The organism is Streptomyces roseifaciens, assembly GCF_001445655.1.
GTDB lineage: Bacteria > Actinomycetota > Actinomycetes > Streptomycetales > Streptomycetaceae > Streptomyces > Streptomyces aureoversilis.
In genome coordinates this window covers 914,533-940,454 of sequence record NZ_LNBE01000002.1, presented here as the reverse complement: position 1 = coordinate 940,454, position 25,922 = coordinate 914,533, and the positions used below count along the sequence as shown (strand labels likewise).

Below are 25,922 nucleotides of genomic sequence, written 5' to 3'. Positions count from 1 at the left end.
AAGGCTCGGGCCCACCGGCAACAACGTCGAGGCGGACCTCGCCACGCCTCCAGCACCACATGCCGGGCCGCCGCGCCTCCCGGATCTGCGATGGGACGAGGTCGAAGATCGCATCTCCCACGGCTGTGCCGGTCGCCCCCTCGCCTACCTCGTCGACGATTCCGGCAGCGTGCATGCCGGGGATGTGGGGGAAGCCCACGGGGCTGATGTCCCGCAGCATCCCTGCGCGCAGGTGCCGATCAGAAGGGGTGACGCCCGTGGCGCGCACGCACCGCGATACAGACCTGGCCGGGCCCGGCGTGCGGCTCTTCAGCCGCCTCCATCCCGAGGACTTCGGAAACGCCGTAGCGGTGGTACTGCACAGCGAGCGCTTCTTGCGTGGGCGTGGACGGAGCGTTTCAGGGGCGTGCAGCGCGTGGGGAGCGGAACGCCCTGGTGCCCGCAACCGCACCACTCGCCCGAGTGCGCCGGGCCCGGTGAGGCTGGTTTTCGTCGCTGGTGGCCGGGAATCGTCGTTGCGGTGGGATTGCTGGGGCCGATGCACTCCGTCGGCCTCACCGGCTGGGCCATGCAGTCCATCAGCTGTTCCTGGAGAGACACGAGGCCCTGCCTGCAACTGATCGGAGGAGCTCTTTGCCTGCTGCGAAGGCTGGGAAGCGGTCCGAGGCCCGCTCCTTTGTGTCCAGGACCCTTTGCGGCCAGGGTGGAGGAACTCATGTGGGCGTCTTCGGCTGTTTTGAGCAAGATTCATCCGGCCTACTCTCTCCCGACCGGCTGCTGGAGGTGCTGCGCCGGGCAGGCATTCTGCCCGACGACCCGAGGATCGCCGAGACCATTGACAATCTGGAGCGCGCCCGCCCTGCCCGCTTACGGACCGAGCCGCTACTGCTGACTGTGGAGGAGTTCGCCGCCGCCACCCGAGGCAACCGCGGCATCATCGAACGGGCCGCCCGCGGGGAACTCGCAGTTCCTGATTTCCCGGCGCTGGTGGACGACCTCCAGCGCATCTACCAGGAGGTCCACGCCGATCGGACCGGCGCCGTCGCCGCGTACATTCCCCAGCTCGCGCGGGTGGACGCGGACCAGTTCGCCATGTCGGTGTGTACGGTGGACGGGCAGCGCTTTTCCATCGGGGACGCGGGTGTGAACTTCTGCCTGCAGTCGGTGTCCAAGACCGTCAGCTACTGCCTCACCCTGGAGGAGCACGGATCCGACACCGTCCACCGCCATGTGGGACGGGAACCGAGCGGGCACGGCTTCAACGAACTGACCTTCAACAAGGCGGGGCTGCCGCACAACCCGATGATAAATGCCGGGGCCATCATGAGCTGCGCGCTCATCCAGCGCGGCCTGGACGCCGCGGACCGCTTCGACTACGTGGCCGAGACCTGGAAACGCCTTGCGGGCGGGCGCAGCGTCGGTTTCAACAATTCTGTCTATCTGTCCGAGCGCAACACCGCGGACCGGAACTTCGCTCTCGGCTACTCGATGCGCGAACGCGGCGCCTTCCCGCCCGGCACCGACCTTCTGGCCACCTTGGAGTTCTACTTCCAGTGCTGTTCGATCGAGCTCAATGCACAGCAACTGGCCGTCGCGGCGGCCTCCCTGGCCAACGCGGGGGTGTGTCCGCTGACGGAGGATCCCGTGTTCTCCGCCCAGACGGTGCGCCACTGCCTGTCGCTGATGTCCTCGTGCGGCATGTACGACTTCTCGGGTGAGTTCGCCTTCACCATCGGCCTTCCGGCCAAGAGCGGGGTGTCCGGTGCTTTGATGCTGGTCGTGCCCCAGCTGATGGGCATCGCCATCTGGTCACCCCGTCTGGATGCCCAGGGGAATTCCGTGCGCGGGATCGAGGTCTGCCGGCGCCTGGTCGACTGCTACAACGTCCACACCTACGACCTGCTCACCGGCAACGGTGCCGAGTCCGGCAAACGCGACCCCCGCCTCAAGCGTCAGCAGAGTGCCATCGAAGGCATCGTCGGGCTGTGTTTCGCCGCCAGTCAGGGCGACCTCAGCGAGATCCGCCGCATGGCAGCCTGCAACGTCCCCCTCGGCGCCACCGACTACGACGGACGCACCGCCTTGCATCTGGCCGCGGCCGAGGGGCACCGGGAAACCGTGGAATTTCTGCTGTCCGTGGGAGTCGACCCGAAGCCGGTGGACCGCTGGGGCGGGACGCCCTTTGATGACGCCAACCGTTCCGGTCACCGGCAGCTGGCCCGGTTGCTCGCCGATGCCGCCGACACGCCTGGCCGGATCTGAGGCCGAGCCCAGGGTCAGTAGGCATGACGGAGGGCGACAAGGACGGGCAGCAGTTCGGTGGCCGGCGGCAGGCGCCGACCACGTGCGGTGAAGATATCCCACACGTGGCCGTCGGTCCGGTGGGCCGCCCCCAAGGTGACGGGCCAGGGAATGTCGGTGACGTCGTGAAAGATGACGGTGTCGCCAGAGACGCGGGGGTTACTGACGGTGCGGAGGGTGTGGAGCCACGCCCCGGTACGTCTGGCCGCCGGCACGGCCCGGCGGCGGCTGACCCGAATCACACGGGTGGCCACTCGATTGGTGCCAGCGCTTGTCGCTTGAGGTAACAGCAGCCGCCGAGCAGGTTGGACAGCTTCTCGACCGAGGGGTTCGGCCGCTCGTCACCGACCTGCGTGTGGAAGCCCTCGTGCTGGTGCGGTTCGGCCGTGCACTCCCCGACCCGATCCGCTGCCGGCTCCTGCTCGCCCTGCGCGAGGCCCCCGCCTACCCTTCCGACTTCGCCGATGCCCTCGGGATCTCCCGCACCCGGCTGTCGAACCATCTCGCGTGCCTGCGCGACTGCGGCCTCGTCGTGACCGCCCCGACGGCCGCCGCACGCGCTACGAACCAGCGGATCGACCGGAGGGCCTGCAACGGGTAGCGGCAACGCGCCCTTCCCGTAGTCGCAAGTTCTGCCGGATGCGGTTGCTCAGTCCTATCTCTCCCAGTGCGGCGGCGCCGACCGGTCTCAGCGGAACGCGGCGATATTGCGGGCGGCCCAGTCGGCGAACGGGCGCGGGGAACGGCCGAGGACCCGTTGGACGTCCGGGCTGACGCGCAGCTCGGCCGGGCTCGGGGAACCGAGGATGTCCAGGGTGTCCTCGGCGAGCTCCGCCGGCATGCTCCGGGCCATGGCGGTCTTGGCCTCGTCGCGGGTCAGGTCGTGAAACCGCACTGGCGAGCCCAGCGCGGCGGCGATGGCCTCCGCCTGCCGGCGCGGCGTGATGACCTCCGGGCCGGTCAGCTCGTACACGCCGCCGGCGTGCCGGTCATCCAGCAGGCAGGCCGCCGCGACCTCGGCGATGTCCGCCGGGTCGATGATCGGCACCCCGACGTCGCCGAAGGGAGCGGCGACGACCCGCTGTGCGCGGACGGACTCGGCCCACCACAGGGCGTTGGAAGCGAAGCCGCCCGGCCGCAGGATGGCCCACTCGAGACCGGACTCCCGCAACACGTCCTCCACCGCGCGCAGGGCGATCCGCGTCGGACCGAAGGGCCTGGTCGCCACGCCCTGCGAGGAGAGCAGGACGATCCGGCGAACTCCGCTGGCCGCAGCTTCACCGATGATGAAGGCCGGGCTGGCCCCGGCGGCGTGCATGTCACCAGGCAGCAGCACGAACAGTGCCTTCGCCCCGGCCAGCACGGGCTCGAGGCTGGTCGGCTCGGCCAGGTCGGCCGCCACATGGTGGACACCGTTCGGCACCGCCGCCGCGTGCCGTGAAACCGCCGTCACCTGCTGGCCCGCCTTGGCCAGCGCCCGCGTCAACGGCCGTCCCACATTCCCGGTAGCCCCGGTCACCACGATCATGATCAGCTCCTTGTTCCGACGTCCTCGGTGACCTTCACGCTAGGGACCGGGCTAACTTCTAGTAAGGACATACCTAGAGGTAAGCTCCCCACGTGACGGGAAGCGCGCAGCCCAGACGGCCCGAGGCGGGAGAGCGGTATGACGTGTTTCACACCGACTGCCCCGCGCGGGATGTGGTCGACCATGTGACCAGCAGGTGGGGGGTCTGGGTGTTGATCTCCTTGCGGAGCAACGACCTGCGGTTCTACGAACTGCGCGAGAGCATCCGGGGCATCAGCGAGAAGATGCTCGCCCAGACGCTGCGCGCACTGGTCCAGGACGGCCTGGTCTGGCGGGAGGTCGAGCCGACGACGCCGCCCCAGGTCACCTACGGGCTGACCGAGTTCGGGCGGGACATCGGCGAGCCGCTGGAGGAGCTGTTCGACCGGATTACACGGCGGCTGTCGCCGCGCGACACCGGATAGCGTGGTAGTGGCCGGCCACGAAGGCGCATCCATCGTGACCGAGCACCCTACGGCCCGAGGACCTGGTCTGGTCCGAGCGGGAGTACGGAGCGCGCCACAGCGTGCTCCGGCGGCGCATGGCGGGTGCGCCACCGGACCGAGCGGTCAGGCCTGCTCCACCGTCCACCACTGCTGAGGGGTGTTGGCGCACTCGTCCACAATGACCCTACGCTCTGCGCCGGGATCCCCGCCGCCTTCTGGCGTGGGGGCGGCGAGGCAGAGGTGGGTCGCCTCGGGTGGCGAAGGGGCGGGCAGGGGCTTGGGCGCCGCCGCCGCTTGCGTAGACGCTCCGAGAACATCGCCGAACGCGACCGACTCAGACCATAAAGAACAAGTCAGTGCACGGTCAGCAGGATGCAGCCGTTGCTGCCCCGGCCGCCGGCGTACCCGTGTCCTCCCCAGCTGCCGCCGCCACCGCCACCGCCGCCGTTCCCGGCACGGGGGCACCTGTCATCCCTGCGGTTCGCTTGGGTGCCGGGTCGGCCCAGTCCGCCCTCGCTGCCGTGGGCACCTGAGCCGTTGCGTCCGTCGGGGCCAGGAGCGAGGTTGCCGCAGCCTCCGCTGCGCCCGCCGGAACCATGGTCTCCACCGGCGCGCTGTCCCCCCTGGCCGCCTCCGCCTCCCTTGCCGCTTACCTGTCCCCGGAGTTGGACGCTGCTGCCGTTCGGGGCGACCTGGTAGGACTGGACGCCGGTGACTCCCCCTCTCTTGCCGTTCGCACCGCTACGACCGCTGCTTCCGCCGTCCCCGCCGGCGCCGCCCCGGCCCACGAGGATCTCGATCCTGTTTCCGCTCCCGCCGGTGATCGCGCAGTCAGCGTCGCCCCCGGCTCCCCCGCCTCCGCCTCCGTACCCCCCAGGGCCGTCGTACACCCCGCCCGCGCCGCCTCCGCCGCCGCCACCGGCCCCGATGTAGAACAGCTCGTGATCGCGGGTGCCGGCGGGCAGGATGCAGCTGTAGTCGCCGGGCGTGCTGTACGCGGTGGTCCCTTTGGCGCAGTAGGTCACCGACGGCTGCGCGGCGGCGCCCGGGGCCACCACGCTGCCCAGGACGAGCGCGAGAACAGGTCCGCCGATCACGGCGGCCCTGTGGATCCTGGTCACGATATGCATCCCTTCCTTCTTTCTGCTAAGCCTCCGGCTTGACGATGCCGTGCCGGCGGGCATCCCTACAGACCTGATCCCCCGTGAGAGCGATGGCTTTCACCCGGTCGAGAACGCCCGGGCCATCAGGCGCCCTCGACCGTGCGCTGCTCCGCCGCCTCGGCCTCCGGCGTCGGGGTCAGGGGCACCTTGGTGTCCACGAAGATGACCTCGCTGTCGATCCGGTCGCCCGGCTTGAGGTTCTTGGCCACCCGCTCCTGGAGTTGGGCGGGCAGGCCGTGGTGCAGACCCTGCGGGACGAGGGACATGGTGGCCGGGGCGATGGGCATGCCCAGAACCGTCCCGCTGTGGAAGAACGTGAACTCGTCGTAGTCCGCGTTGCGGTGGTAGGGCGGGAAGGGCTCCGAATCGGGCGCCGACTCGAAGGGGCGGGGCAGGAAGTTCCCCACCATGAACGTGGACGTGGCGAAGACGGCGTACGCGGACGGCATGATGTGGATGCGGTCGCTCATGACCGGCCGGTAGTCGCGGATGTTCATCTTGAACGGGAACAGATCGCCCGACCACCCTTCGACGTCGATCGGATCGGCGTCGAAGACGACGGTGGCGTATTCCCCCCGGATCCTGATCCGCACCGGCCAGGTGCCGTCCTCGTCGCGGCCGTCACCCAGCTCGTCGAGTTCCGGGGACGGTACGTACAGCAGCCCGGGGTCGAAGGGGGCACGGCGGCCGAACGCACCGGTGTCGGCGAAGCCCAGCTCCTCGGCCGACTCGACGACCAGGAAGTAGTTCACCGGGCCGGCCGGACGGATCCGGTACGTGACGCCCTTCGGCACCAGGACGTAGTCACCGGGCTCGTAGGGGACCGGCCCGAACTCCGTGTAGAAGGTGCCGGTGCCCTCGTGCACGAAGTACAGCTCGTCCCCGTCGACATTGCGCACCGAGTAGGGCATGTTCGCGCTGCGCCGGCTGACCCGGATGGCCAGAGCGGGGTTGTGGAACACGCGCAGCGGGCCGCCGCCGGGAAGAGCCCGGTCGGTGGGCTCCAGCGACTGCCCGTCGTAGGCACGGTTTCCCGCCCCGGCGCCGCGTGCTTTTGGTGGATCCAGGATCGCATCGGCCTGAGTTCCATGGGCCCCCTTCCCTCTCGCTCCGTCGGACTCCCTGCCCCGACGATGCACGCCGAAGGCCCCGCGCAGGAACGCCCTGCCGATACCCGTACGGGCAGGGAGACGATGCGCCCCGGGCCACAGCCCGTGAGCCGTGCCGGACCGATCGTCCGGGGGGCTATGCCTCGGCTTGCGGGGTCCGGGAGGCACTTGGGGCGTCGGGCACGGGACCCGCCTGCGGGCGCAGGAGGGAGTCGAAGGCCGCTGCGGTCTCCTCGTCACTGGGCAGCCAGAGCTGGAGCCAGTGGTTCGCCTCTCCGACGAAGAGGACCTCCAGCCGGATGTTCAGGTGCCCGGCCCCGGGATGCCAGAAGCGCTTGCCGCCCGGCAGTCTGGAGGCAACCGCGTAGGCCGCCCACCGCGACGCGAACCCGGGGACCTCGTGCACGTCTTCGACCAGGGCCCGGAACGCGTCGTCCGAGCCCCAGTCCGGCTCGGCGGCCCGTAGCCAGCCGACCGCCTCGTCCGCCGTCGCCGCCCACGACGCCTCGTCGAAAATGCGGTGCGCCATGGGGTGCAGGAAGTGGTAGCGGATGAGGTTGGGCGGGTCCGTGTCCAGCACACCCAGCGATGTGGCCAGCGTCTCCCATGACTGGTTCCATGCCACGACGTCGTAGACCGGCCCGAGCAGGCATGCCGGGGTGGGATCCAAGCGGTCGAGGAGATCGCGCACGCTGGGGCGCGGGTCGTCACCGACCGGCTGTGGTACGGGCAGGAGCGTGGCGCTGTGCTGTCTCAGGGCAAGGCGAGCGAGGTGCTGCTTCTCGTCACGGGACAGGCGGAGCGCGTCGGCGAGCGCGGCGAGCACCGCGCCGGACGGGTTGGTGTCCCGGCCCTGCTCAAGACGCTCCAGATACTCGACGCTCAACCCGGCGAGCATGGCGAGTTCGCCCCGGCGCAGCCCCGGGGTACGTCGCCGCCCCTGGGAGGTCAAGCCCACCTGCTCGGGCTTGAGCCCCTCCCAGCGCGAACGCAGAAACGCGGCCAAACTGTTTGCGTGTGCCGTCATACGTAGCGTAACCCCACTGGTTCCGGCCCTATGCCGCCCAGGGGGCGCGGAGCCCCCGGACAGCGCACTACCCCAAGCCCAGAGTCGACAGCCCTGGGGACATGCCACGGAACTGAGCTTGATCTCCACCCTTGTGCATCAACTGGGCCACACCGTACAGCTGTTGGAGGTCGAACAGATTGGCGATGGAGAGCATGACGGAGCGGTAGTCGCGGCCGCTCGACCGTGCCTACCCAGCGGCCTTCATGGACGCCATCAACGTGAAGATCCGGGTCCTGTCGACGATCTTGTGATCCGGACGGGCTGGGCTCATCGCGCGCGGCCCAGTCACTCGCACATCGACACCGTCACGGTCGCCGGTCAGGACCACATGCGCCGCGGGCGCCTCACGACGGACAGCAGCGCCCTCCTCCACGACGCCAAACAGACAACCCCGTCGACTCGCCGCCGCAGGGATCACCGCTGCCCGGGAAGGTCACCGCTCTTCGGACCACGACGAAGGAGGCAAACCACCACGAACCGTCACGCCCTGGTGAGGGCCACCCCCGACACTCGGGCCGGTATCCAGAACCATTCCCTCTCGGGCGAGATGGCATCACCCCTGAGTCAGGGCCTGTCTTCAGTCTTGATCATGTGACGGGGCGAAGGCGATCCCGCTGGAGGAGTTCCGTCGATCCGTTGCTGCGCCGAACCGGGGTGCGCCGTCACATCCACCGGAAAATAGTAGCCATGGACATAGTAGCCATGTACTCTATTTGGCATGAGCAAGGTTTCACCGGGCTCCACGCCCGGCTTCCTGGTATGGCGGCTCGCCAACAAGTGGCGCGTCGCGGTCGATCGCGCGGTGGCGCCGCTGGGCCTCACGCACGCGCAGTACTCGCTGGTCGCATCGCTGCACGGCATGCAGCGCACCGGTGAGCGGCCCAGTCAGCGCCGCCTCGCCGACCACACCGGCCTGGAAGCGCTGTACGTCTCGAAGCTGGCGCGCGCCCTGGAGTCGGCCGGCCTGATCGAGCGCACCCGCGATCCCCGCGACCCGCGCGCCGTACAGCTCGCCCTCACCGAGCAGGGCCAGGCTGTCACGCGGCAGGCCATCGACGTGGTCCAGGAACTGCACCAGCAGCTGCTGGAGCCACTCGGCGGCCTCGGCGCCCCGCGGACGCGCGCGTTCACCGACGAGCTGACGACCCTGCTCGACGCACCTCTCACTCCATCCCTGCCGAACGACCAGAGGGGAACACCATGACCGCCACCGCATCCACCACTGCACCCATCGCCGACTCTCGCGCCCTAGGCCTGGCTCACTACGCCGCCCGCGGCGTGCTGGAACACGTCCTGGCCCGGCACGGCGCCACGTTCCAGCAGCATGTCGCCCTACGCGCCGCCATCACCACCGACGCCCCACGGACGCCGGACGACCTCATCGCCCAGGTCCAGGGCTCCCTCAAGGCCGACCCGGCCGACATCCGTGCCACCCTCGACGAGCTGCTGGCCAAGCAGCTGCTCATCACGGACGGCACGCACCTTCGCCCCACGGACGCGGGGCGCGAGCTACTCGCCGCCGCCGGCGCGGAGATCGCCCCCGTCACCGCCCGGATCTGGGGCGGGATACCCGCCGAGGACCTGGCCGCCGCCGGTCGCGTCCTCGCCCTGGTCACCGAGCGCGCCGACACGGAGCTTGCGGCGCTGACCGACGATTTGAAACGCTGATGCGCTTCACCTCCCAACGTCATCGGATGGCGTCACCGAACAGTTCTTCACCGTCGACGAGATCCCCGGTGTGCTGTGGACGCCGGAAGACGCCGGCGGTGCTCGTCCTCTGATCCTCCTGGGCCTGCCACGGCGGCGGGCACCTCGGCAGCACAAGACGGCGCCCGGCACCGTCGCCCGCGCGCGCCGCTACCCCGCGAAACCGTGCTGCGCACCGTCGAGCTCGTGAAGCTCTGCCGGGCCGCCCAGGGCGCTCACGTACCGGCGGGAGGATCGGAATGCTGTCTCCAGCTCAGCCATGAGCCAATGGTAGTGACCACAGCTCAACACCACAGGAACTGTCAGCGGAATCGTCAGCCCACAGGGCGTCAGTCCTCCGGCAAACCACAACTCCACCGCCGGCCGCGACACGATCCGACTGAATCGACTTGTCCACAAGGCAGTATGACGGGGAAGATCTGCAAAATCGTTCAACTGGAGACCAGCAAAGCGGCCCCTCAACCCAACATCATGCGAGAGCCCCTTCCGGCGCTGGCTGATCCGGCAGCATCACTACGTCCCGTCTGGCTTGACGGTCAGTACGGCTGTCCCGCCGCCTCTGTGTTCGCGTCGGCGGCCGGGAGCTCCACGGTCCGCTCGGTGACCAGCGCGCCGATCGCCGCTCCGAGGCTCATCGGCTCGCGCCCGTCCCAGCGCACCGTACGGACCGGACGCGGTTTCTCGAAAGCGCGCACCGAGGCCGGATCGGGGCTGAAGATCACTACGGTGCCTGCCGCCACGGCCGCCAACTCCTGGTTGAGTGGCTCGCGGAGAAACTGGTGCGCACCGACTCGACCACGACCAGCGCGCGGGCTCCGGCCGCGAGATCGGCGTTGGTGCCCGGGCGCAACGCACCGTCCGTATACCGTCGGCCGTCGATGGCAACCGGCGGCGCGGCCCCGGGGAAGGCGCTGCCCGCCACACCGCGTGCACCAATGGCACGTCGCTGTCACGGTCCCGCACCACGGGCTCACCTGTGGTTGCGTTCACGGTGGTGATCATCAGGGCCGCTCCGGGCACGCGCCCGTACCGGGGATGCACAACACCATCGCATAGCGCCAACGGACTCACCAAGCACTGGCGCCAGGCCGCAGAACGATCACTCGCTTACCCGCCCGTGCCAGGCTGGAAGACACTCTCTACGGAAGGAGAATATCGTCGAAATCGGGGAGCGCCCGGGCCAGATAGGCCGCGTCGATCGGCTGCGGATCCGGTAGTCCTTCGACCAGACTCAGGAAGTTCGTACGGTCGTAGGTACGTCGATGAGCACCAAATCCCAGCAGGTGGCCGAACTCCTCTGCCACGTAGGACTCCAAAGAAGTCGGATTGGCGAGCTCCGGGACGAAATTGATCTTCAACCCTGGACAACCAGCCTCCAGGCCTTGAGCAAGGATCTCGAAGGTGGTGTTGTGTGGATGGGTGACGTGCACCGTTCGCACACCAGGGCCGCCGGGGACATCCGCGGCTCGGATCATTGCCTCGACCGCATAGTCAACTTGGAGCAGATTCAATCTGCCCTCGACGTCACCGGCCACTCGTAGCCACAACGCACCGGAGGAGGAATGCACAGATTTCACGTCAGACGCCGGGGTGCCGGCGTGGGTATGTGGTGAATTCCGTTGCCGCAGCAGCGTCTCAAGGAAACGGGCCAGGACACCGATGGGTTGGTCCGGTAGTCCAGCAGGCACGGCCTGGTCATCAATCAGCAGGGCGGGCCGCACGATGGTCACCCGCCGGTCTCTGCTGCTCGCCCATTGGTGGACCATTCGCTCAGCCGTGTATTTACTTTCCTCATACGGGGTCTGGAATCCTGACGCTTCGCTCAGGTCGCTTTCGAGGATGCACCCAGTGCGCCGACCGCCAGCCACGTACGCAGTGCTGATGTGGATCAGATGCGCTTCAGGCGCCAGATCGGCCAGTTGAAGGATCCGACGCGTGCCCATGACGTTGGTCTGGTAGAGCGGGGCGGGCCCGCGATGGAGGGACAATGCAGCCGCACAGTGCCACACCGCGGTCACGCCGAGGGTGATCTCGGAACGCTGCTGTGGGCTCAGACCCAGGTCGGGACGGGTGAGATCTGCCTGCAGGCAACGCAATCGAGAAAACGCATTCGGCGCCAGCACATTTCCTGAACCGACCCATTCGACCGCGGCTACGATGCGTTGGCGTAACCGGGTCGGAACATCCCTACCCAGAACGATAATCGGATCATCGCTCTCCGTCATGAGAAGCCTGCGCAAAAGACGACTGCCAGTAAAACCCGTAGCACCGGTGAGCAGCACGGACACGGTGAACACCTTCAAGAGGACGGACGAGACGGCTCACATCACAGCAGTTGGAACGCTTCGGCCACCGTACGTGGACGGAGGCGTTCTCCAGCACCCGAATCAACCATTTGAGTGAACCCCATCGGCGTTCCCATTGAGAGCTCATCTCATTTGGCGGTCCGGCAATAGGGACTGAGGGCTGCGACGACGCCTGAGGAGGCGAGGAGGTATCGGCTTCGCCCTCCAAGCAGCCGCAGGGTCCGCGGCAGTCGAGCCGTGCGACGCCGCGCAACTCAACGGCCCAGCGGTGCCGCCCCAGACGATCAGAGGGCTTCTGAAGGTTGGCGTTGGAGACGCCCAGGGCAAGAGGCAATCCGGCGCGCTCAGCGATCAAGTGGTCCTCCGAGTCGCACTTGCCCGAGCCGACGGGACTCAAGCCCGTGAACTCCCCCTTCTCATCGCGCACATGTGCACCGATTCAATCGCGCACCGCGACCAGTCAAGGTCAGCCCGGGCGCCGGGCTCATCCAGGACGAGGCGGCGCAGCTTCGCCCACACTCGGGCTTCGCTCCACTCGATGAAGCGCCGATGCGCGGTCGGGCCGGAAGGTCCGAAAACAAGAGGCAACTGCTGCCAGGCGCAGCCAGTCGTCGCGACGAACACGATCGCCGCCAGCACCTCGCGGTTGCCGTACCGCCGGCGACCCCCGCCCTGCCGGCGGACCGGGGCAGGCGGCACCACCTGCTCGAACAGCTCCCACAACTCGTCCGGGACCAAGCGATTCACCAGCGTCAACACGGTGGTCAGACTAGCAATCAAACCAAATGAGATGAGCTGTAATGACCTTACAAGCTTCTTTACGAGGAAACACCGCTCGACAGCGTGAGCGGGCCTGATGGCAAGGTACGGGCCCGGATGCGACGGGTTACTCCGGCGACTGGAAGGCCGTGTGCATGCAGCAGACCGAGGAGACCGCGACCGAGCGGGCCATTGCGATCGTGGGAGTTGCCTGTCGCCTGCCGCGTGGGATCGACAACCTCCACCAGCTCTGGGGAGCACTGGACGACGGCCGCGATCTGGTCTCGCAGGTGCCGCCGGACAGGTTCGACTCCGAGCGCTTCGTCGACATCGCAGGGCCGCGAACGGGCAAGAGCTATACCGAGGCCGGGGGGTTCCTCAAGGAAATCGCCGGGTTCGACGCCGGGTACTTCGGCATCTCGCCCAAAGAGGCTGACTACATCGACCCGCAGCACAGGCTGCTGCTTGAACTGGCCGCCGAGGCGCTGGACGATGCAGCCATCCGTCCGGCAGTCCTTGCCGGCTCTGACACGGCGGTGTACGTCGGGATCTCCGATGCCTCCTACCTCGCGCTACAGGATCCGCGCAAGGTAGGCGCCTACACCATGTCCGGGGCGGCCTCCTCGATTGCGGCCAACCGAATCTCCCATGCGTTCGATCTGCGTGGCCCAAGCATGGTGATCGACACCGCGTGCTCGTCGGCTCTGGTGGCGCTGGACCGGGCCTGCCGGACGCTGTGGGCGGGCACCAGCCGCGCCGTGCTGTGTGGTGGAGCCAACCTCCTCATCAACCCCCTGCACTACATCGGTTTCTCGCAGGCATCGATGTTGTCCCGGCGAGGGCGGTGCGCGGCCTTCTCGGCGGACGCCGACGGGTTCGTGCGAGCCGAAGGCGGTGGCATGGTACTGCTCAAGCCCTTGCCCGACGCTCTTGCGGACGGCGACCGAATCCATGCGGTGATCCTGGGCAGTGCAACCAACTGCGACGGGCACACAACTGGGCTGGCATTGCCCAATGCTCAGGCTCAGGAGGAGCTACTACGCCGGGCCTATGCCGAAGCTGGGGTCCACCCCGACGAGCTGGTCTACTTCGAGGCACATGGCACCGGCACCTTGGCGGGCGATCCGGCGGAGGCGACAGCAATCGGCCGTGCCCTGGGGGTGCGTCGGATCACCGGCGAACTGCCGATCGGTTCTGTGAAGACCAATGTCGGCCACCTCGAACCGGCCTCCGGCATGGCGGGGCTGTGCAAAGCACTTCTCGTACTCAAGCATGGCGCGGTGCCGGCGTCGCTGCACGGTGAGCCGGTCAACCCGGACATCGACTTCGCGAGTCTGGGCCTGGTGCCAGTGCACCGAAAGCGAGCGCTGCCGAGCTGTGCGCGGCCGGTGGTGGGGGTGAATTCCTTCGGCTTCGGCGGAGCCAATGCCCATGTCATCCTCACCAGTGCCCCCGCACCGGCCGAGTCGGGGCAGCCGACTCCACCCACCTCTGCTGATCGCCCGCTGCCTGTGCTCATCTCGGCCCGCTCGGTGCAGGCACTACGTGAGGCCACTGCCAACTTTGCCGAGCATCTCGCCGCGTCGCCCGCGGGGGACTTCTACGACCTCGCCTACACCGCTTGGCGGCGCGGTCGGCACGAGCACCGCGCTGTGGTTCTCGCGCAAGGTGCCCAGGAGGCCGCCCGGCAGCTGTCCGCACTTGTCTCCGACGCTGCTTCGGAGGACGGTGCGCTCCAAGATCAGCATGCGCCGGCGACCGGGGCAAGCATGCAGGCGGTTGCTCACGGGCGGGTGGCCTTCGTCTTCTCGGGGAATGGGTCCCAGTGGGCGGGCATGGGAGCCGACCTGTACGCCCACGTCCCGGTCTTCCGCCGCGCAGTTGACGAGGTCGACGCCGCACTCGTCCCGCGCTTGGGCTGGTCCGTGGCCCGCACACTGGCCCTTCCGCCCGCGCAGTGGCGGTTGGCTGCAACTGAGGTCGCCCAGCCCCTGCTGTTCACCGTGCAGGTGGGCATCGTGGCGGCCCTGCGCTCGCTCGGAGTGGCACCGGCCGTGGTGCTCGGGCACAGCGTCGGGGAGGTCGCGGCAGCCTACACCAGTGGTGCCCTGACCCTGGACCAAGCCGCCCAAGTGATCGCCGAGCGTTCCGCAGCCCAGGCCCCCTTGACTGGCAATGGCCGCATGGCCGCAGTCGGCATGGGCCCGCGGGAGGCCGAAAGCATCCTTGCTGCCTGCGGGGCGGGACTGGAGATCGCGGGGATCAACAGTGCCCAGGACGTCACTGTGGCCGGGCCCGCCGATCAGGTGGCCGCCCTCGGCCGGGATCTGCAGCAGCGCGGGGCGTTCTTCCGAGAGCTGGACTTGGACTATGCATTCCACAGCGCCGCGATGGATCCCGGTGAGGAGCCGATCCGCCAGGCGCTGACCGATCTGGCACCCGTCCGCGCTTCTACCCCTTTCTACTCAACCGTCACCGGCACCCTGTTGCTCGGGACCGAACTCGACGCCTCCTACTGGTGGCAGAACATCCGCCGTCCGGTCCGCTTCGCCACAGCCGTCGAGCTCGCCCGCGCCGACGGGGCCGATATCTTCCTCGAAATCGGCCCTCACCCGGTGCTGCGCACGTACCTGCGCCGGGCCGCCTCCGCTGACCGCCAGGGCCTGGTCGCGGTGCTGGCCACCCTGCGGCGGGACGGCGACGGGCCGGGTGCACTGCGCCACACCCTTGCCGGTCTGCTTGCCGCCGGGGCCCCGGTAGAGACGGAACACTTCTTTCCGCGTCCGGGCCTCATCACCGACCTGCCCGCCTACCCGTGGCAGCGCCGCCGCCACTGGGTGGGGACACCGCAGTCCTGGACCAAAAGCAGCGGCAGCGGACTCCTCGACCACCCACTGCTCGGCGAACGCCTGCCGGCCCCGCATCCCGTCTGGCTCGGCGCCATCGAGCCCGTCCTGGTCCCTTGGCTGACTGATCACCGCATCCAGGGATCCGCCCTCATGCCCGCCACCGGCTATGTGGAGATGGCCTTGGCTGCGGGGCGCATCGCGCTGGGCGCACCGGTCCAGGTCAACCACGTCCGGATCAGCAGCGGACTGGCCGTCGACTGGCAGGACCCCACAGCGTTCCGCCTTCAGCTCGCGCTGCGCCCCGAGGACGGCACGGTCACCATCGCCAGTACCGACGAGCACGGCAGCGCTTCGCGCACCCACGCCACAGCCTGTGTGCGCTCCCTCACCAGCCCGCGCCCGGCCCCCCTCGACCTGGAAGCCCTGAAGCTGCGCTGCCCCCGTTCACTGACCGCCGACGACTACTACAGGGAGCGGGCGGCCATTGGTTTGGAATACGGCCCCGCCTTCCGCGTGCTCGACGAACTGCACATCGGCGACGGCGAGGTCCTGGCCACCTACCACCACCCGGCCCCAGCCGATCCGTACGTCATCCACCCCGCCCTGCTCGACGGTGCCCTGCAAGCAGGAGTACAACTGCTCGCCGAACGTCTGGACGCCGGCCAGCTCTACCTGCCCGCCAGCATCGGCAGCGTCCGTTTGTGGGGCCCGGCAGCGTGCACCGGAACCATCCGTGTCCTGGAACGCTCCCGCACCGATAGCGAAGTGTGCTGGGACCTCACCCTTACCGATGACCAGGGCACTGTTACGGCTCAGATCGACGGGTGCCGCCTGCGCCGGCTGGCCAGCACGCGCGGCACCGACATCACTGTCCACCACACGGTGCTGCGCGCCGCTCCACGACTCACCCAGCATTGCGCTGTCTCCCCCCTGCCCTCACCACATGCCCTGCTCACTGCTGCCCAGCCGGAGATCGACCGGGCCCGCAGTGACCAGCGGAATGCCCACATGCCCCAAGCGATCGCCGCACTCAAGGAGTTCGCCTCCTTCCGCCACGCCAACGCTCTTGCGGCATTGCTTCCGCACCCGACCAGTCCCTTCACCATCGAGTCCCTCGAGGCAAACGGATTGCCCCCCGCCCACCGCCGCTGGGCCACTCACCTGCTCCCGCTCCTGCAGCGGCACAATGCGGCGAAATTGCTTGACGACGGCACCTGGCAACTTACCGCCGATGCATTCGGTGTCACCGACGCGGCCCGCCGATGCCTGACTGCCGAACCCACCTGCAGCACCGCGCTCGCCTTGGCTGCCCAGGCACCGCGCTACTGGGCTCGCTCGCTGGATCAAGCGGACGGCAGTGCGTACGCGGTCGAGCAGCTCGCCGAGGCACTTCCCCCGCACAGGCTGCGACACCGTATCGCCCGCGCCCTGCTGACCCAGATGGTGGCCGCGTGGCCCGTCGACCGGAGCCTGCGGGTACTCGAAGTCGGCGCCGGCAGCGGAAGTTTGACCGCAGCACTGCTTCCGGTGCTGCCTCCCGAGCGGACACGGTACTGCTACACAGACTTCACCGCGTCCAGCCTCCCCGCGGCCCAGGCACGGTTCGCGACCTACGATTTCCTGGACTACCGAACCCTCACCCCAGGCGCTGATCCGGCCGGTCAGGGCTTTACCCCGCACAGCTTCGACCTGATCGTGGCCGGTGACAGCCTCTTCGCGAGTCACGACCCTGAGCCAACGCTGCGCCGCCTGGTCACGCTGCTGGGACCGGGAGGGCACTTCCTGGGCTGTACCCCACATGACACGGAGCTCCTGGCACTCCTGCACGCCCCCTCCGACCTCGCCGACCTGCCGGCCCGGGATCAGTGGCCCGCGCTGCTGCGCCGGTGCGGCTTCACCGGGATCGTCCAGTCTGGCGACGCCCAGGACCCGTGTCGCGAGTGGCACTCCTTGTTTCTGGCCAGGCTTCCCGCCCACGACATCGCCATGCCTGTCGAACCGTCCACCAGCCCGGATTCTGCCTTCCTTGTGCTGACTGACGGGCAGCACGACGAGCCTCTGGAGCGGGCGCTCAGGACCTCTCTGACCGAGCGCGGTTGCCTACGTCTTCGCTCCGGTGTCATCAGCACCTCCGCCGACGAATGGGAGCGTCTGCTCTCCCAAACGGCGCCTCAGCCGCTCACAGTCGTGCTGCTGCTCGCCGCTGCTGACGACTCCGATCCCGCCGCTCAAACCGCCCATACAGCCCGGCAGACCGCGGCCTTGAGCTCCTTGGCCACAGCCTTCCGACGGCTGGGCGGCACCTGTCCCGTCCGCCTGCGACTGGTCACCCATCCACACTGCGGCGTTCCCACGCTCGAACGGGTAACCGATACTTCTCCCGCCGCCAGTTGGGGGGCAGCCCGAACCCTGGCCAACGAACATCCCGATCTGGATGCCCGCCGGATCATGCTGCACCGCACCGGAGATCCTGCGGCCGATGCCGACCGGCTGGTCCACGAACTGCTCGAGCCGGACGACGAGGACGAGGTCGTCCTCACCGCCCGTGATCGTTTCGTCCCCCGTGAGCGACAAGCGGCCGACGCACTCCGGCTCCGGCCACGGTCCTTGCCCTTCGGTCTGCGCGTGCACACCCCGGGACTGTCCTACGGGCTCTCCTGGCAGCAGATCGAAACTCCCCAGCCCGGACCCGGTGAAGTAGCACTGGAAGTCCGCGCGGTCGGCCTCAATTTCCGCGACGTCATGCAGTGCACGGGGCTGCTGCCGACTGAGATGATTGAGGGCACACCCTCCGAGAAGGGGCCCGGCATCGAGTGCGCGGGAATCGTTACCGCCTGCGGCTCTGGTGTGACGGCCTTCGCCCCGGGCGACCGGGTGCTCGGCGTGGCATCCGCTGCGCTCGCCTCGCACACTGTCGCCAAGACCCACAGTCTGATGCCGCTCCCGGACCATATGAGCTTCTGTGAAGCCGCGACGGTGCCGGTGGCCTTCATCACCGCACACTATGGACTGGGACATCTCGCGCGACTGCGCCCCGGGGAGACCGTACTCGTTCACGGTGCAGCCGGAGCCGTCGGGCTGGCTGTACTCCACTACGCAGAACAGCGCGGCGCCCGAGTCATCGCTACGGCCGGCAATGGTGTGAAACGTGCATTCCTCCGCGCGATCGGTATCGGACACGTTCTGGACTCCCGCACCTTGGACTTCGCCGAACAGGTTCGTGAGATCAGCGACGGCCAAGGCGTCGACGTAGTGGTCAACTCCCTTGCCGGGGAGGCCATCGCCCGCAGCCTGGAGTTGCTGCGACCCGGCGGGCGGTTCATCGAGCTGGGTAAGCGTGATATTTACGAGAACAAGCCGCTGTCTCTGCACCCGTTCAACAACAACATCGCCTTCTTCGGGATGGACATCTCCCCTCTGCTCAATGACCCGGGTTTCTGCAAGCAACTCTCCGCCGAGGTAATCCAGCAGATGCAGGGCGACTACCGCGGGTTGCCGCACACGGTGTTCCCCGCCGCCCGGGTCCATGAAGCACTCCAGCTTCTGCAGCATTCTCGCCACATTGGCAAGGTCGTTGTCACCTTCGACGCGCTCGACGAGTCACCGCTGGTGGAACCCGCCCCGGTCGGGCTCCGTCTGGACACCACAGGCACCTATCTCATCACCGGCGGGACCGGTGGATTCGGCGCCACCACCGCTTCCTGGCTCGCCCACTGCGGCGCGCGACACCTGGCCTTGGTCAGCCGTCGCGGGATGGACGCCCCTGAAGCGGCCCCGCTACTCGCCGCCCTGGCCGAACGTGGCGTGCATGCCACCGCACATGCCGTCGACGTCACCGACGCACAGTCGATGCACGCCCTGGTGGCCGAGATCGACCGCAGCGGCTTCCCGCTACGCGGCGTGGTCCACGCGGCCATGGACCTCGATGACGCCCCGCTCGTCGAACTCGACCAGGAACGGATCGCCGCGGTACTGGCCCCCAAGATGACCGGGGCATCAGTCCTGGACGTCCTCACCCGCGGCCGGGAGTGCGACCTCTTCTTGCTCTACTCCTCCGGCTCCGCAATGCTCGGCAACATCAAGCAGGCCCCCTACTGTGGCGGCAACCTCTACTTGGAGGCCCTCGCCCGGATTCGCCGCCAGGACGGCTTTCCCGGGCTCGCCTTGGCGTGGGGTGCGGTGGCGGGCACCGGCTATGTCGCGCGCACCGGGATGACCGAGGCTCTGGCCGGCCTCGGGATCGACCTGCTGGCGCCGTGCGACGCGTTCGCCACGGCCGAGCGACTGTTGACCCGGGATTACGCAGTCGCCGGTGCGGGCCGTTACCGATGGTCCCGAACTGCGGTGCTGCCACAGACTGCCCGACCTCGGTTGCGCGGCCTGATTCCGGCGCCCACTCGCGAGGGCACCCCCAGTCGGGAAGAGGTTCTGCAGAGCCTCCGGGGAATGCCAGTGGAGGCTGCGTTCGCTCACCTCGTCGAAGAGCTGACCCGGATGATCGCCGAGACGCTCCATATGAACCCCGATGATCTCGAAGCCCATCAACGGCTCGATGCCCTCGGCATGGACTCCCTCATGAGCACCCAGCTCCTGGCGGCCTTGCACCATCATTATGACGTCGAGATTCCTCCGATGGAGGTTCTCGGCAGCGGTGGAACCATCTCCGGATTCGCCCAAATCATCCAGGTACGACTCGGACTCGGCAGCCGCGCCGATGCAGGAGCCGGGGTGCGGTCGAAAAATCACCAAAACCCGTCCTACCCCTAATAGCTGACGGAGCCCGTCGACGCCGCCGAACCAGCTCTTCACTCATTTTGCCAGCATGCGCCTTGTCGACCCGCCGTAGCCAGGCGCCGCACTCACGAGCGGAGAGCATTTTTCATATGCTCGGCGCCAAACCGGTGCAGCACTCTTGCCCATACCGCGGACCGCTACGGACAGGCGCGGTCCGGCATGAAAGGTTGCGTGGAGATGCGAAGCGGAGTACCTCGCCGCTCATTCTTGGGAATGGGTCTGGGACTGGGCCTGGGGGTAGGCATGGACTTACCCCCAGGCACCGAAACCCCAAGCGCTTGGGCTCACACTCATGGAGCAGCTGCTTCTGGTCGCACCGAGTACCCGGCAATCGTAATCGGGTCGGGTTTCGGCGGGGCCGTATGTGCACTCCGTTTGGGACAGGCGGGAGTGGACACTCTCGTGCTGGAACGTGGCCGGGAATGGACAACCGACCCCCATCGGGCGGTCTTCGGCTCGCAGTTGGACTACAGCAGGAAGATGTTCTGGTTCCGACCGATTGCGCACTGGCCCTTGGTTCTCCCCTTTCCCATGGGCCCCTACGCAGGCATGATAGAGGTTTCCAACGAACGGGGCATCGATATCGCATGCGCAGCCGGCCTGGGCGGCGGATCGCTGGTCTACACCTGCGCTACTGTGGCGCCGCCGCGGAAACACTTTGAGCGGATCTTCCCCGATGGAATCACATATCGAGAAATGGACTCCGTCTGGTATCCCAAAGCAGCCGCCATGCTCCGGCCGAGTGTCATGCCAAACGACATCTATGCGTCAGCACCATTTACTCATTCTCGAGTCTGGGACAAACACGTAGGCCGAGCCGGCTACGAACCGGTCAAAATGCCATCGACGTTCAATTGGGAAGTCATCAGACAGGAACTTCTTGGCACGGCCCGAGCCTCGGCGATCGCAGGCGAGAGCGACTTCGGATGCAGCAACGGTGCCAAAAACAGTCTCACCGTCAACTACCTACCTGCGGCGCGAGCCACTGGTCACGTGACCGTGCAGACCCTCTGCGAGGTCGAATCCATCGGCCTGGGCCGCCCAGGGACGTACACGGTAACGGTCCGGCACATCGACACAAACGGTTCACTTCTGGAAAAGATTCAATACAGTTGCAAATGGCTCTTCGTATGCGCCGGAACACTCAATACGAATCGCCTGCTCGTCGCCGCCCGGGACACAGGCGAGTTGCCGGCCCTCGACGATTCGGTCGGGGTCGGGTTCGGAGACAACGGCGACCAATTCATCGGCTACGGCTACATCGGCGAAGGCGGCCCATCTCAAGGAGCGCCCAGCGCGTCCACCATCTTCACAGAAGAGTTCGTACTGCCTATCCGTGCAGAAAATTGGCACCTCATGCAGCTCGGTCAATTGCCCGGAATCATGACCTTGACGATGACAGCCGATCCGGATCCCGCAAACAGAGGAAGATTTTCCTATGATTCCTCGACTGGTAAGGTCACCCTCTCCGACTGGTCGGGAAAGAGTGACGCCGCTGCGCAAGCTGCATCCGGCTTCATTGACAAGGTAATGAACGCCAACAGCAACACAATTCCAGCTGCCATCAGGTGGCCGTGCACATTCACGCCTCACCCATTGGGCGGTTGCGTTTTGGGGAAAGCTACGGACCTCTACGGACGTTTGAGAGGCTATCGCGGACTCTACGCAGTGGACGGTTCGCTCATCCCCGGCAATGTAGGTGGCGCTAATCCGTCGTTCACCATCACCGCTCTCGCGGAGCGCTGCATTGCCGACATTATCGCACGGAAAGGATGACACTCATTGCTTCAATTTGGGCCAGTGACGGTGCATTGGAGCGTGCTTATCACGAGCCCCGCGTCCAGAGCGTTCAAGTGACCTACCCGGCCAGTACGCCTCTCACCGCCGTGGCCACCTTGGCCCAACGACCTCCCCGCGCGCCGGGTGAGGCCTGGCCGGGACCCGAGGCCGTCCTCAAGCTCCGGGCACTCAGCAGCAACGGCGACTTCCCGGCGGATGCCCTGGGCATCGGACAGCACGTGCAGCTTGCTGCCCTTCTTGACGCGATCGACCGGGTTCGGCCACGTCAGCGATCCCCCCTTTGGCGCGAACGGAGGCCGCGTCGACGATCGCCGAGGTCCAGTCCACCTCGCCGTGGGCCCCGAGTTCGTCCAGCACCGCCCGGTGCAGCCGACGCCACAGGCCGGCCTCGGTCCATACCGTGAAGCGGCGATGCGCGGTGGCGGGCGACGTGCCGAACGACGGCAGCAACGGGGCGTCCGGCTCCCAGAGTTCATCAGGAACCAGACGCTTCGATAGATCAGCACCCACGACCGGCAGCATGCCGCACGAACGTCAAGTCACGTGAGACAACCTCTAAGCCTTGATTGGTGCGGCCGACCTGGCGGCCTGCTCGATCTTCGCGCAGTAGGCTGCACGGGCTTCCCCGTCGATCTGCTCCTCGTGTTCGGCGCGCAACCCGGTCCGGCCGTCGAGGCCCTCCCGCAGGATATCGGCGTGCCCGGCATGCCGGATGGACTCGCCGAGGACATGGACCATGATGGCGAACAGGTTCGTGTCGGCATAAGGCTCCGGCCACCATGGCACGTGGCCGGGGGCATCGAGGGGAAGCTCGTTGATCGTCGCGTCCGAGTGTTCCCACGTGCGCCGGTAGAGCCCGATGATCTGATCGCGGGTCTCGTCCTCGGCCGCCCACAGATCGCTGCCGTTGGAGTCCTGCCACCGGGGCAGCGGTTCCGGGGAAGGGCGGTCGAAGACCTCGCCGAAGTACCTGGCCTCGACGGTGGCCACGTGTTTGACCAGGCCGAGGAGGTTGGTCCCGGTCGCTGTCAAAGGCCGACGGGCGTCGTATTCGGACAAGCCGTCGAGTTTCCAGAGCAGCGCCTTGCGGTCCCGCCGCAGTCTCCCGTGCAGGTTGTCTTTCGCGAATTCATCCATCATGCGGCATGAGCCTGCCATGGGCTGCTCGTGGTCTCAAGATCCCGTACGTGGTCCGCAACGACTGGCAGAGCCGAGGCCTGGCCATGGCCGCCGCCCTGACCTGCTACAAGAAGCTCGCGAAACTTGCCACGTGAGACAACCTCTCAGTTGGCCAAGGCACAGATAGCGACCCGCCCTGTCGACTCGACCTTGCGGCCGGGAAACGTCGGTGGCGCCAACCCTTCCTTCGCGATCGCAGCCATCGCTGAACAGGCTCTCGCGGGCATCATCGCCGCAGGCGGATGAGGGGACTGCGGTCGGTGTACGTCGGCGAGAGCCCGGCCGGCGACGAAGCTGTGAGGGAAGATAACGCAAGCCTCGGGCCGGGTCAGCGATAGAGCACGAAATCCATCACGCGCCAGGACTGGAGTCCCTCCTCAGTCAGGATCGCCACTCCCGCGTACACACCTGGCCGCACCTCACGGATCCAGTCCGTGACGAGCCCGCCCGTGTCGCGCCGGTAAGCGATACGGATGGCCTGGCGGCCATCGTCCGGGTAGGTGGCATAGTCGACCTCGCCGTCAAACACGCGCAGGTCCAGACCCATGACCGCATTGACGTGACCCCCGCGCTCGTCGGTGTGGAAGTCTTTGCCGTGGTACACCGCACCGGCCAGCAGACCGAACGCCCGGTCGGCAGCCGGCTGCCCGCACGCGGTGCACCTCAACAGCTGGCCGCGCATAAACCCGTGGGGCATCCGGCCCGCGGGAGCCTGCGCGAAGAGCGTGTCGAACGCTGTGCGGCTACACCTCTTCAGTTCCTCGATGGCCTGCTCTCCGTCACTGCGCATGGTGCACTGTTCCGCGGCAGCACCCTTGCCCGCGAGTGCCGCACCCTGGGCAGACGTGGCGGAGAGGGAGAGCGCAAGGAGGGATCCGAGGGCGAAGGCAAGTGCGGTGCGGCGGCGTCGAACCGGGCGAATGGCACGTGTGATGTTCATACCTGGAACAACGGCTTCAGGGCCACCGCGTCACGGGATGCCAGGCATGAATTAACACGGGGTCAGCATGGCAGTACTGAGAGCAACAACCTCGGCCTTCGGTCCGCGCGCGACACCCTCGAAGCGTGAGGTGTCTCGCGCATGACCGCTCCGTAAGGACGGGGCAGTCGCCCCGATCTGAATTGTGCTCTGGAGCACGACGACGCTGACCTCAATATCCCGTCGGTGTAGGCAAGTTCGAGTAGAGTGTCAGCCGATCCGAGCCCGTAGGGGTGCGTATAGAAGCGATCCGAAGGAACTCATCGCGCTGGCGGTGTTCCTGTTCGGAGGCAACGACACCGAGCGCCGTCTGTCGTGCGAGTACGCCTTCCACTTCTGCCTACGGCGTCAGGGTCCGACCACACTCTGTGGCTGACGGAAGACGCGGTGCGGGTCATAGCGTCGCTTGATCTCGCGCAGCCGTGGAAGATTCTCCGCCCAGTAGGCGTGCGGCCAGTCGGAGTCTTCGGGCTCGGGGAAGTTGACGTATGCCTCGCCGTTCGAGAACGGTGCGATCGCGGAGATGGCATTGTCAGCCCACGCCCGGCCGGCCGCCGCGTCGGCGGCAATGTCGGAACTAAGGGTCTGCTGGGCTCCGAAGTCGAGGTGGACGGTCGCGGTCCGATGGACGTACGCCGTGCTCGTACGAGGCACCTGGCCGGCGCGTCCGGCGACACGCATCGCGCCGGCGACCCGCGACTGGCCGGGGCGACGATCGGCGTCGAATGCGTTCAGCAATCGGTCGATTCCCGTCAGCGGCATCGGCCGGTCGAAATACCGGCCCCGTGCCACCTGCAACGCGGGGCGCGGCAGCCGTCCCTTGGCTGGATCCGAGAGGTGGGCAAAGGGGCGCAGCAGATCCTCCGCCGCCGGGCGTGGGGGCATCGTGGCGGCCAGCGCCCACCAGGTCAACATGGCCTCCCGGTACGACTGCGGGACGACACCGTTGACCAGGGGGCGCACGGGGACGAGATCGAGCAGCTCGGCAAGATGGCGGTCCAGCGGGGCCGGCGGGCCGGCCCAAACCCCGTTGACAACGACAAATGGCACCGCATTCGGCGACTCATCGGCGCGGAGCAACACCACCGAGCTGCCGAGCGCGTCAGGACGATCGGCCTGCCAGTGCTGCCAGGCTGCGATAACACGGTCCGCAGCGTCGTACGGCCATGCCACCAGGTAGCTGACCACTTGGCTCAGCGGAACCGGGTTGACGGTCAGGCGCGTAACCACACCGAAGTCGCCACCACCTCCACCGCGTAGTGCCCACAGCAGATCAGGGTGCTCGTGTTCGGAGGCGGTCACCACCTGGCCGTCGGCGAGGACCACCTCGGCGCTCACCAGCCGGTCGGCTGCTAGACCGGCATAGGGGGTCAGCAGGCCCATTCCCCCGCCGAGGAGGAAGCCGCCCGGGCAGACGGTGGCGCACAAGCCGGTAGGCATGGCCAGTCCATGGGGCGCGAGCTTCTCCAGCGTGTGACTCGAAGTGTTGGCAGGCCCAATGTGAACGGTGTGTGGGTCGATCACAGCCGTCTCAGGGTGAAGACGGGACAGGTCCAAGATGAGTCCGGAACCGGTGGACCAACCACGCAGATGGTGCCCGCCGCTGCGGACCGATAGCGACAGCGCGTGATCCTGTGCGAACAGCACGCCACGTTGCACGTCGGCGGCTGTCGCGGCCAGCAACAGGGCGCGGGGACGGATGTGGTCGAACTCCTTGGTGTTTGCGTGTTCGAGCCTGAGGTAGTCGGGGTCGCCCGGCAGGACCAACCGACCGTCCACCAGCCGGCGCAACCGCTCGAAGGCCCTGTTCAGACCTTGTTCAGACGCGGTGGCCACAGCAGGATGCGCCGCCGCCACCGCAGCACTCAGGGAAGCGGCCGAAGCCACGCGGAGG

17 protein-coding genes and 4 pseudogenes are annotated in these 25,922 nt (G+C 67.5%); 9 read left to right on the top strand and 12 right to left on the bottom strand.

From position 1 onward, the window contains the following. Positions 1-26: 26 nt before the first annotated feature. A pseudogene (locus AS857_RS42280) lies at positions 27-323 on the bottom strand (alcohol dehydrogenase catalytic domain-containing protein); the annotation flags it as partial. Positions 324-717: 394 nt separating this feature from the next. On the opposite strand from AS857_RS42280, the gene glsA reads away from it, so the two are divergent. Both glsA and AS857_RS05540 read left to right on the top strand, forming a co-directional pair. Then, positions 718-2,262: a glutaminase A gene (gene glsA, locus AS857_RS05550; RefSeq protein WP_079110090.1), complete on the top strand. Its 1,545-nt coding sequence runs from the start codon at positions 718-720 to the stop codon at positions 2,260-2,262. Positions 2,263-2,650: 388 nt separating this feature from the next. Beyond that, a pseudogene (locus tag AS857_RS05540) lies at positions 2,651-2,889 on the top strand (ArsR/SmtB family transcription factor); the annotation flags it as partial. Positions 2,890-2,989: 100 nt separating this feature from the next. Here the strand turns inward: AS857_RS05540 and AS857_RS05535 are convergent. Then, on the bottom strand, positions 2,990-3,829 hold the full coding sequence (locus tag AS857_RS05535) for an SDR family oxidoreductase (RefSeq protein ID WP_058041955.1): 840 nt from the start codon (positions 3,827-3,829) through the stop codon (positions 2,990-2,992). A gap of 92 nt (positions 3,830-3,921) precedes the next feature. Between AS857_RS05535 and AS857_RS05530 the strand changes: the two genes are divergently transcribed. Beyond that, entirely contained in the window at positions 3,922-4,293 is a 372-nt protein-coding gene (locus AS857_RS05530) for a winged helix-turn-helix transcriptional regulator (protein ID WP_058041954.1), read from the top strand. Between the two features lie 374 nt (positions 4,294-4,667). On the opposite strand, the gene AS857_RS39810 is transcribed toward AS857_RS05530, so the two are convergent. The 3 genes from AS857_RS39810 to AS857_RS05515 form a co-directional block, all read right to left on the bottom strand. Next, a complete protein-coding gene (locus tag AS857_RS39810; RefSeq protein WP_063804184.1) occupies positions 4,668-5,435 on the bottom strand; it encodes a glycine-rich domain-containing protein in 768 nt (255 codons plus the stop codon). Between the two features lie 125 nt (positions 5,436-5,560). Beyond that, positions 5,561-6,439: a homogentisate 1,2-dioxygenase gene (locus AS857_RS05520; protein ID WP_245699594.1), complete on the bottom strand. Its 879-nt coding sequence runs from the start codon at positions 6,437-6,439 to the stop codon at positions 5,561-5,563. Positions 6,440-6,722: 283 nt separating this feature from the next. After that, positions 6,723-7,592, bottom strand: coding sequence for a helix-turn-helix transcriptional regulator (locus tag AS857_RS05515; RefSeq protein ID WP_245699593.1), 870 nt, complete (start codon positions 7,590-7,592; stop codon positions 6,723-6,725). Between the two features lie 781 nt (positions 7,593-8,373). Between AS857_RS05515 and AS857_RS05510 the strand changes: the two genes are divergently transcribed. The 3 genes and pseudogenes from AS857_RS05510 to AS857_RS41050 all read left to right on the top strand — a co-directional run. Further along, complete coding sequence (locus AS857_RS05510) at positions 8,374-8,859, top strand: MarR family winged helix-turn-helix transcriptional regulator (RefSeq protein WP_058041951.1); 486 nt, start codon at positions 8,374-8,376, stop codon at positions 8,857-8,859. Next, positions 8,856-9,323 carry a hypothetical protein gene (locus AS857_RS05505; RefSeq protein ID WP_058041950.1) on the top strand — a complete coding sequence of 156 codons (468 nt, stop codon included), beginning with the start codon at positions 8,856-8,858 and terminating at the stop codon, positions 9,321-9,323. The genes AS857_RS05510 and AS857_RS05505 overlap by 4 nt, the downstream gene beginning before the upstream one ends. Next, positions 9,323-9,522 (top strand): annotated as a pseudogene (locus AS857_RS41050) (alpha/beta hydrolase); the annotation flags it as partial. The gene AS857_RS05505 and the pseudogene AS857_RS41050, both read left to right, overlap by 1 nt. Before the next feature lie 376 nt (positions 9,523-9,898). On the opposite strand, the gene AS857_RS41045 reads toward AS857_RS41050, so the two are convergent. The 3 genes and pseudogenes from AS857_RS41045 to AS857_RS39805 form a co-directional block, all read right to left on the bottom strand. Further along, entirely contained in the window at positions 9,899-10,102 is a 204-nt protein-coding gene (locus AS857_RS41045; RefSeq protein WP_058041949.1) for a hypothetical protein, read from the bottom strand. Between the two features lie 399 nt (positions 10,103-10,501). Beyond that, entirely contained in the window at positions 10,502-11,650 is a 1,149-nt protein-coding gene (locus AS857_RS37210; RefSeq protein ID WP_160330185.1) for an SDR family oxidoreductase, read from the bottom strand. Positions 11,651-11,966: 316 nt separating this feature from the next. Further along, a pseudogene (locus AS857_RS39805) lies at positions 11,967-12,427 on the bottom strand (transposase); the annotation flags it as partial. Positions 12,428-12,582: 155 nt separating this feature from the next. Here AS857_RS39805 and AS857_RS05485 point away from each other — a divergent pair. Beyond that, on the top strand, positions 12,583-20,043 hold the full coding sequence (locus tag AS857_RS05485; protein WP_058041947.1) for a type I polyketide synthase: 7,461 nt from the start codon (positions 12,583-12,585) through the stop codon (positions 20,041-20,043). 186 nt (positions 20,044-20,229) lie between these two features. Further along, on the top strand, positions 20,230-21,846 hold the full coding sequence (locus AS857_RS37205; RefSeq protein WP_079110088.1) for a GMC oxidoreductase: 1,617 nt from the start codon (positions 20,230-20,232) through the stop codon (positions 21,844-21,846). Positions 21,847-22,038: 192 nt separating this feature from the next. Here the strand turns inward: AS857_RS37205 and AS857_RS37200 are convergent, their stop codons facing one another. Both AS857_RS37200 and AS857_RS05480 read right to left on the bottom strand, forming a co-directional pair. Then, positions 22,039-22,392 carry a hypothetical protein gene (locus tag AS857_RS37200; RefSeq protein WP_079110087.1) on the bottom strand — a complete coding sequence of 118 codons (354 nt, stop codon included), beginning with the start codon at positions 22,390-22,392 and terminating at the stop codon, positions 22,039-22,041. 33 nt (positions 22,393-22,425) lie between these two features. Beyond that, positions 22,426-23,010 carry a DinB family protein gene (locus AS857_RS05480; protein WP_058041946.1) on the bottom strand — a complete coding sequence of 195 codons (585 nt, stop codon included), beginning with the start codon at positions 23,008-23,010 and terminating at the stop codon, positions 22,426-22,428. Between the two features lie 5 nt (positions 23,011-23,015). Here AS857_RS05480 and AS857_RS41840 point away from each other — a divergent pair, with 5 nt between their 5' ends. After that, a complete protein-coding gene (locus AS857_RS41840; RefSeq protein ID WP_257548903.1) occupies positions 23,016-23,144 on the top strand; it encodes a hypothetical protein in 129 nt (42 codons plus the stop codon). A 233-nt stretch (positions 23,145-23,377) separates the two neighbouring features. On the opposite strand, the gene AS857_RS05475 is transcribed toward AS857_RS41840, so the two are convergent. Both AS857_RS05475 and AS857_RS05470 read right to left on the bottom strand, forming a co-directional pair. Next, on the bottom strand, positions 23,378-23,989 hold the full coding sequence (locus tag AS857_RS05475) for a hypothetical protein (RefSeq protein WP_144440728.1): 612 nt from the start codon (positions 23,987-23,989) through the stop codon (positions 23,378-23,380). A gap of 387 nt (positions 23,990-24,376) precedes the next feature. Then, positions 24,377-25,915 carry an FAD-binding oxidoreductase gene (locus AS857_RS05470; protein ID WP_160330182.1) on the bottom strand — a complete coding sequence of 513 codons (1,539 nt, stop codon included), beginning with the start codon at positions 25,913-25,915 and terminating at the stop codon, positions 24,377-24,379. Positions 25,916-25,922 lie beyond the last annotated feature (7 nt).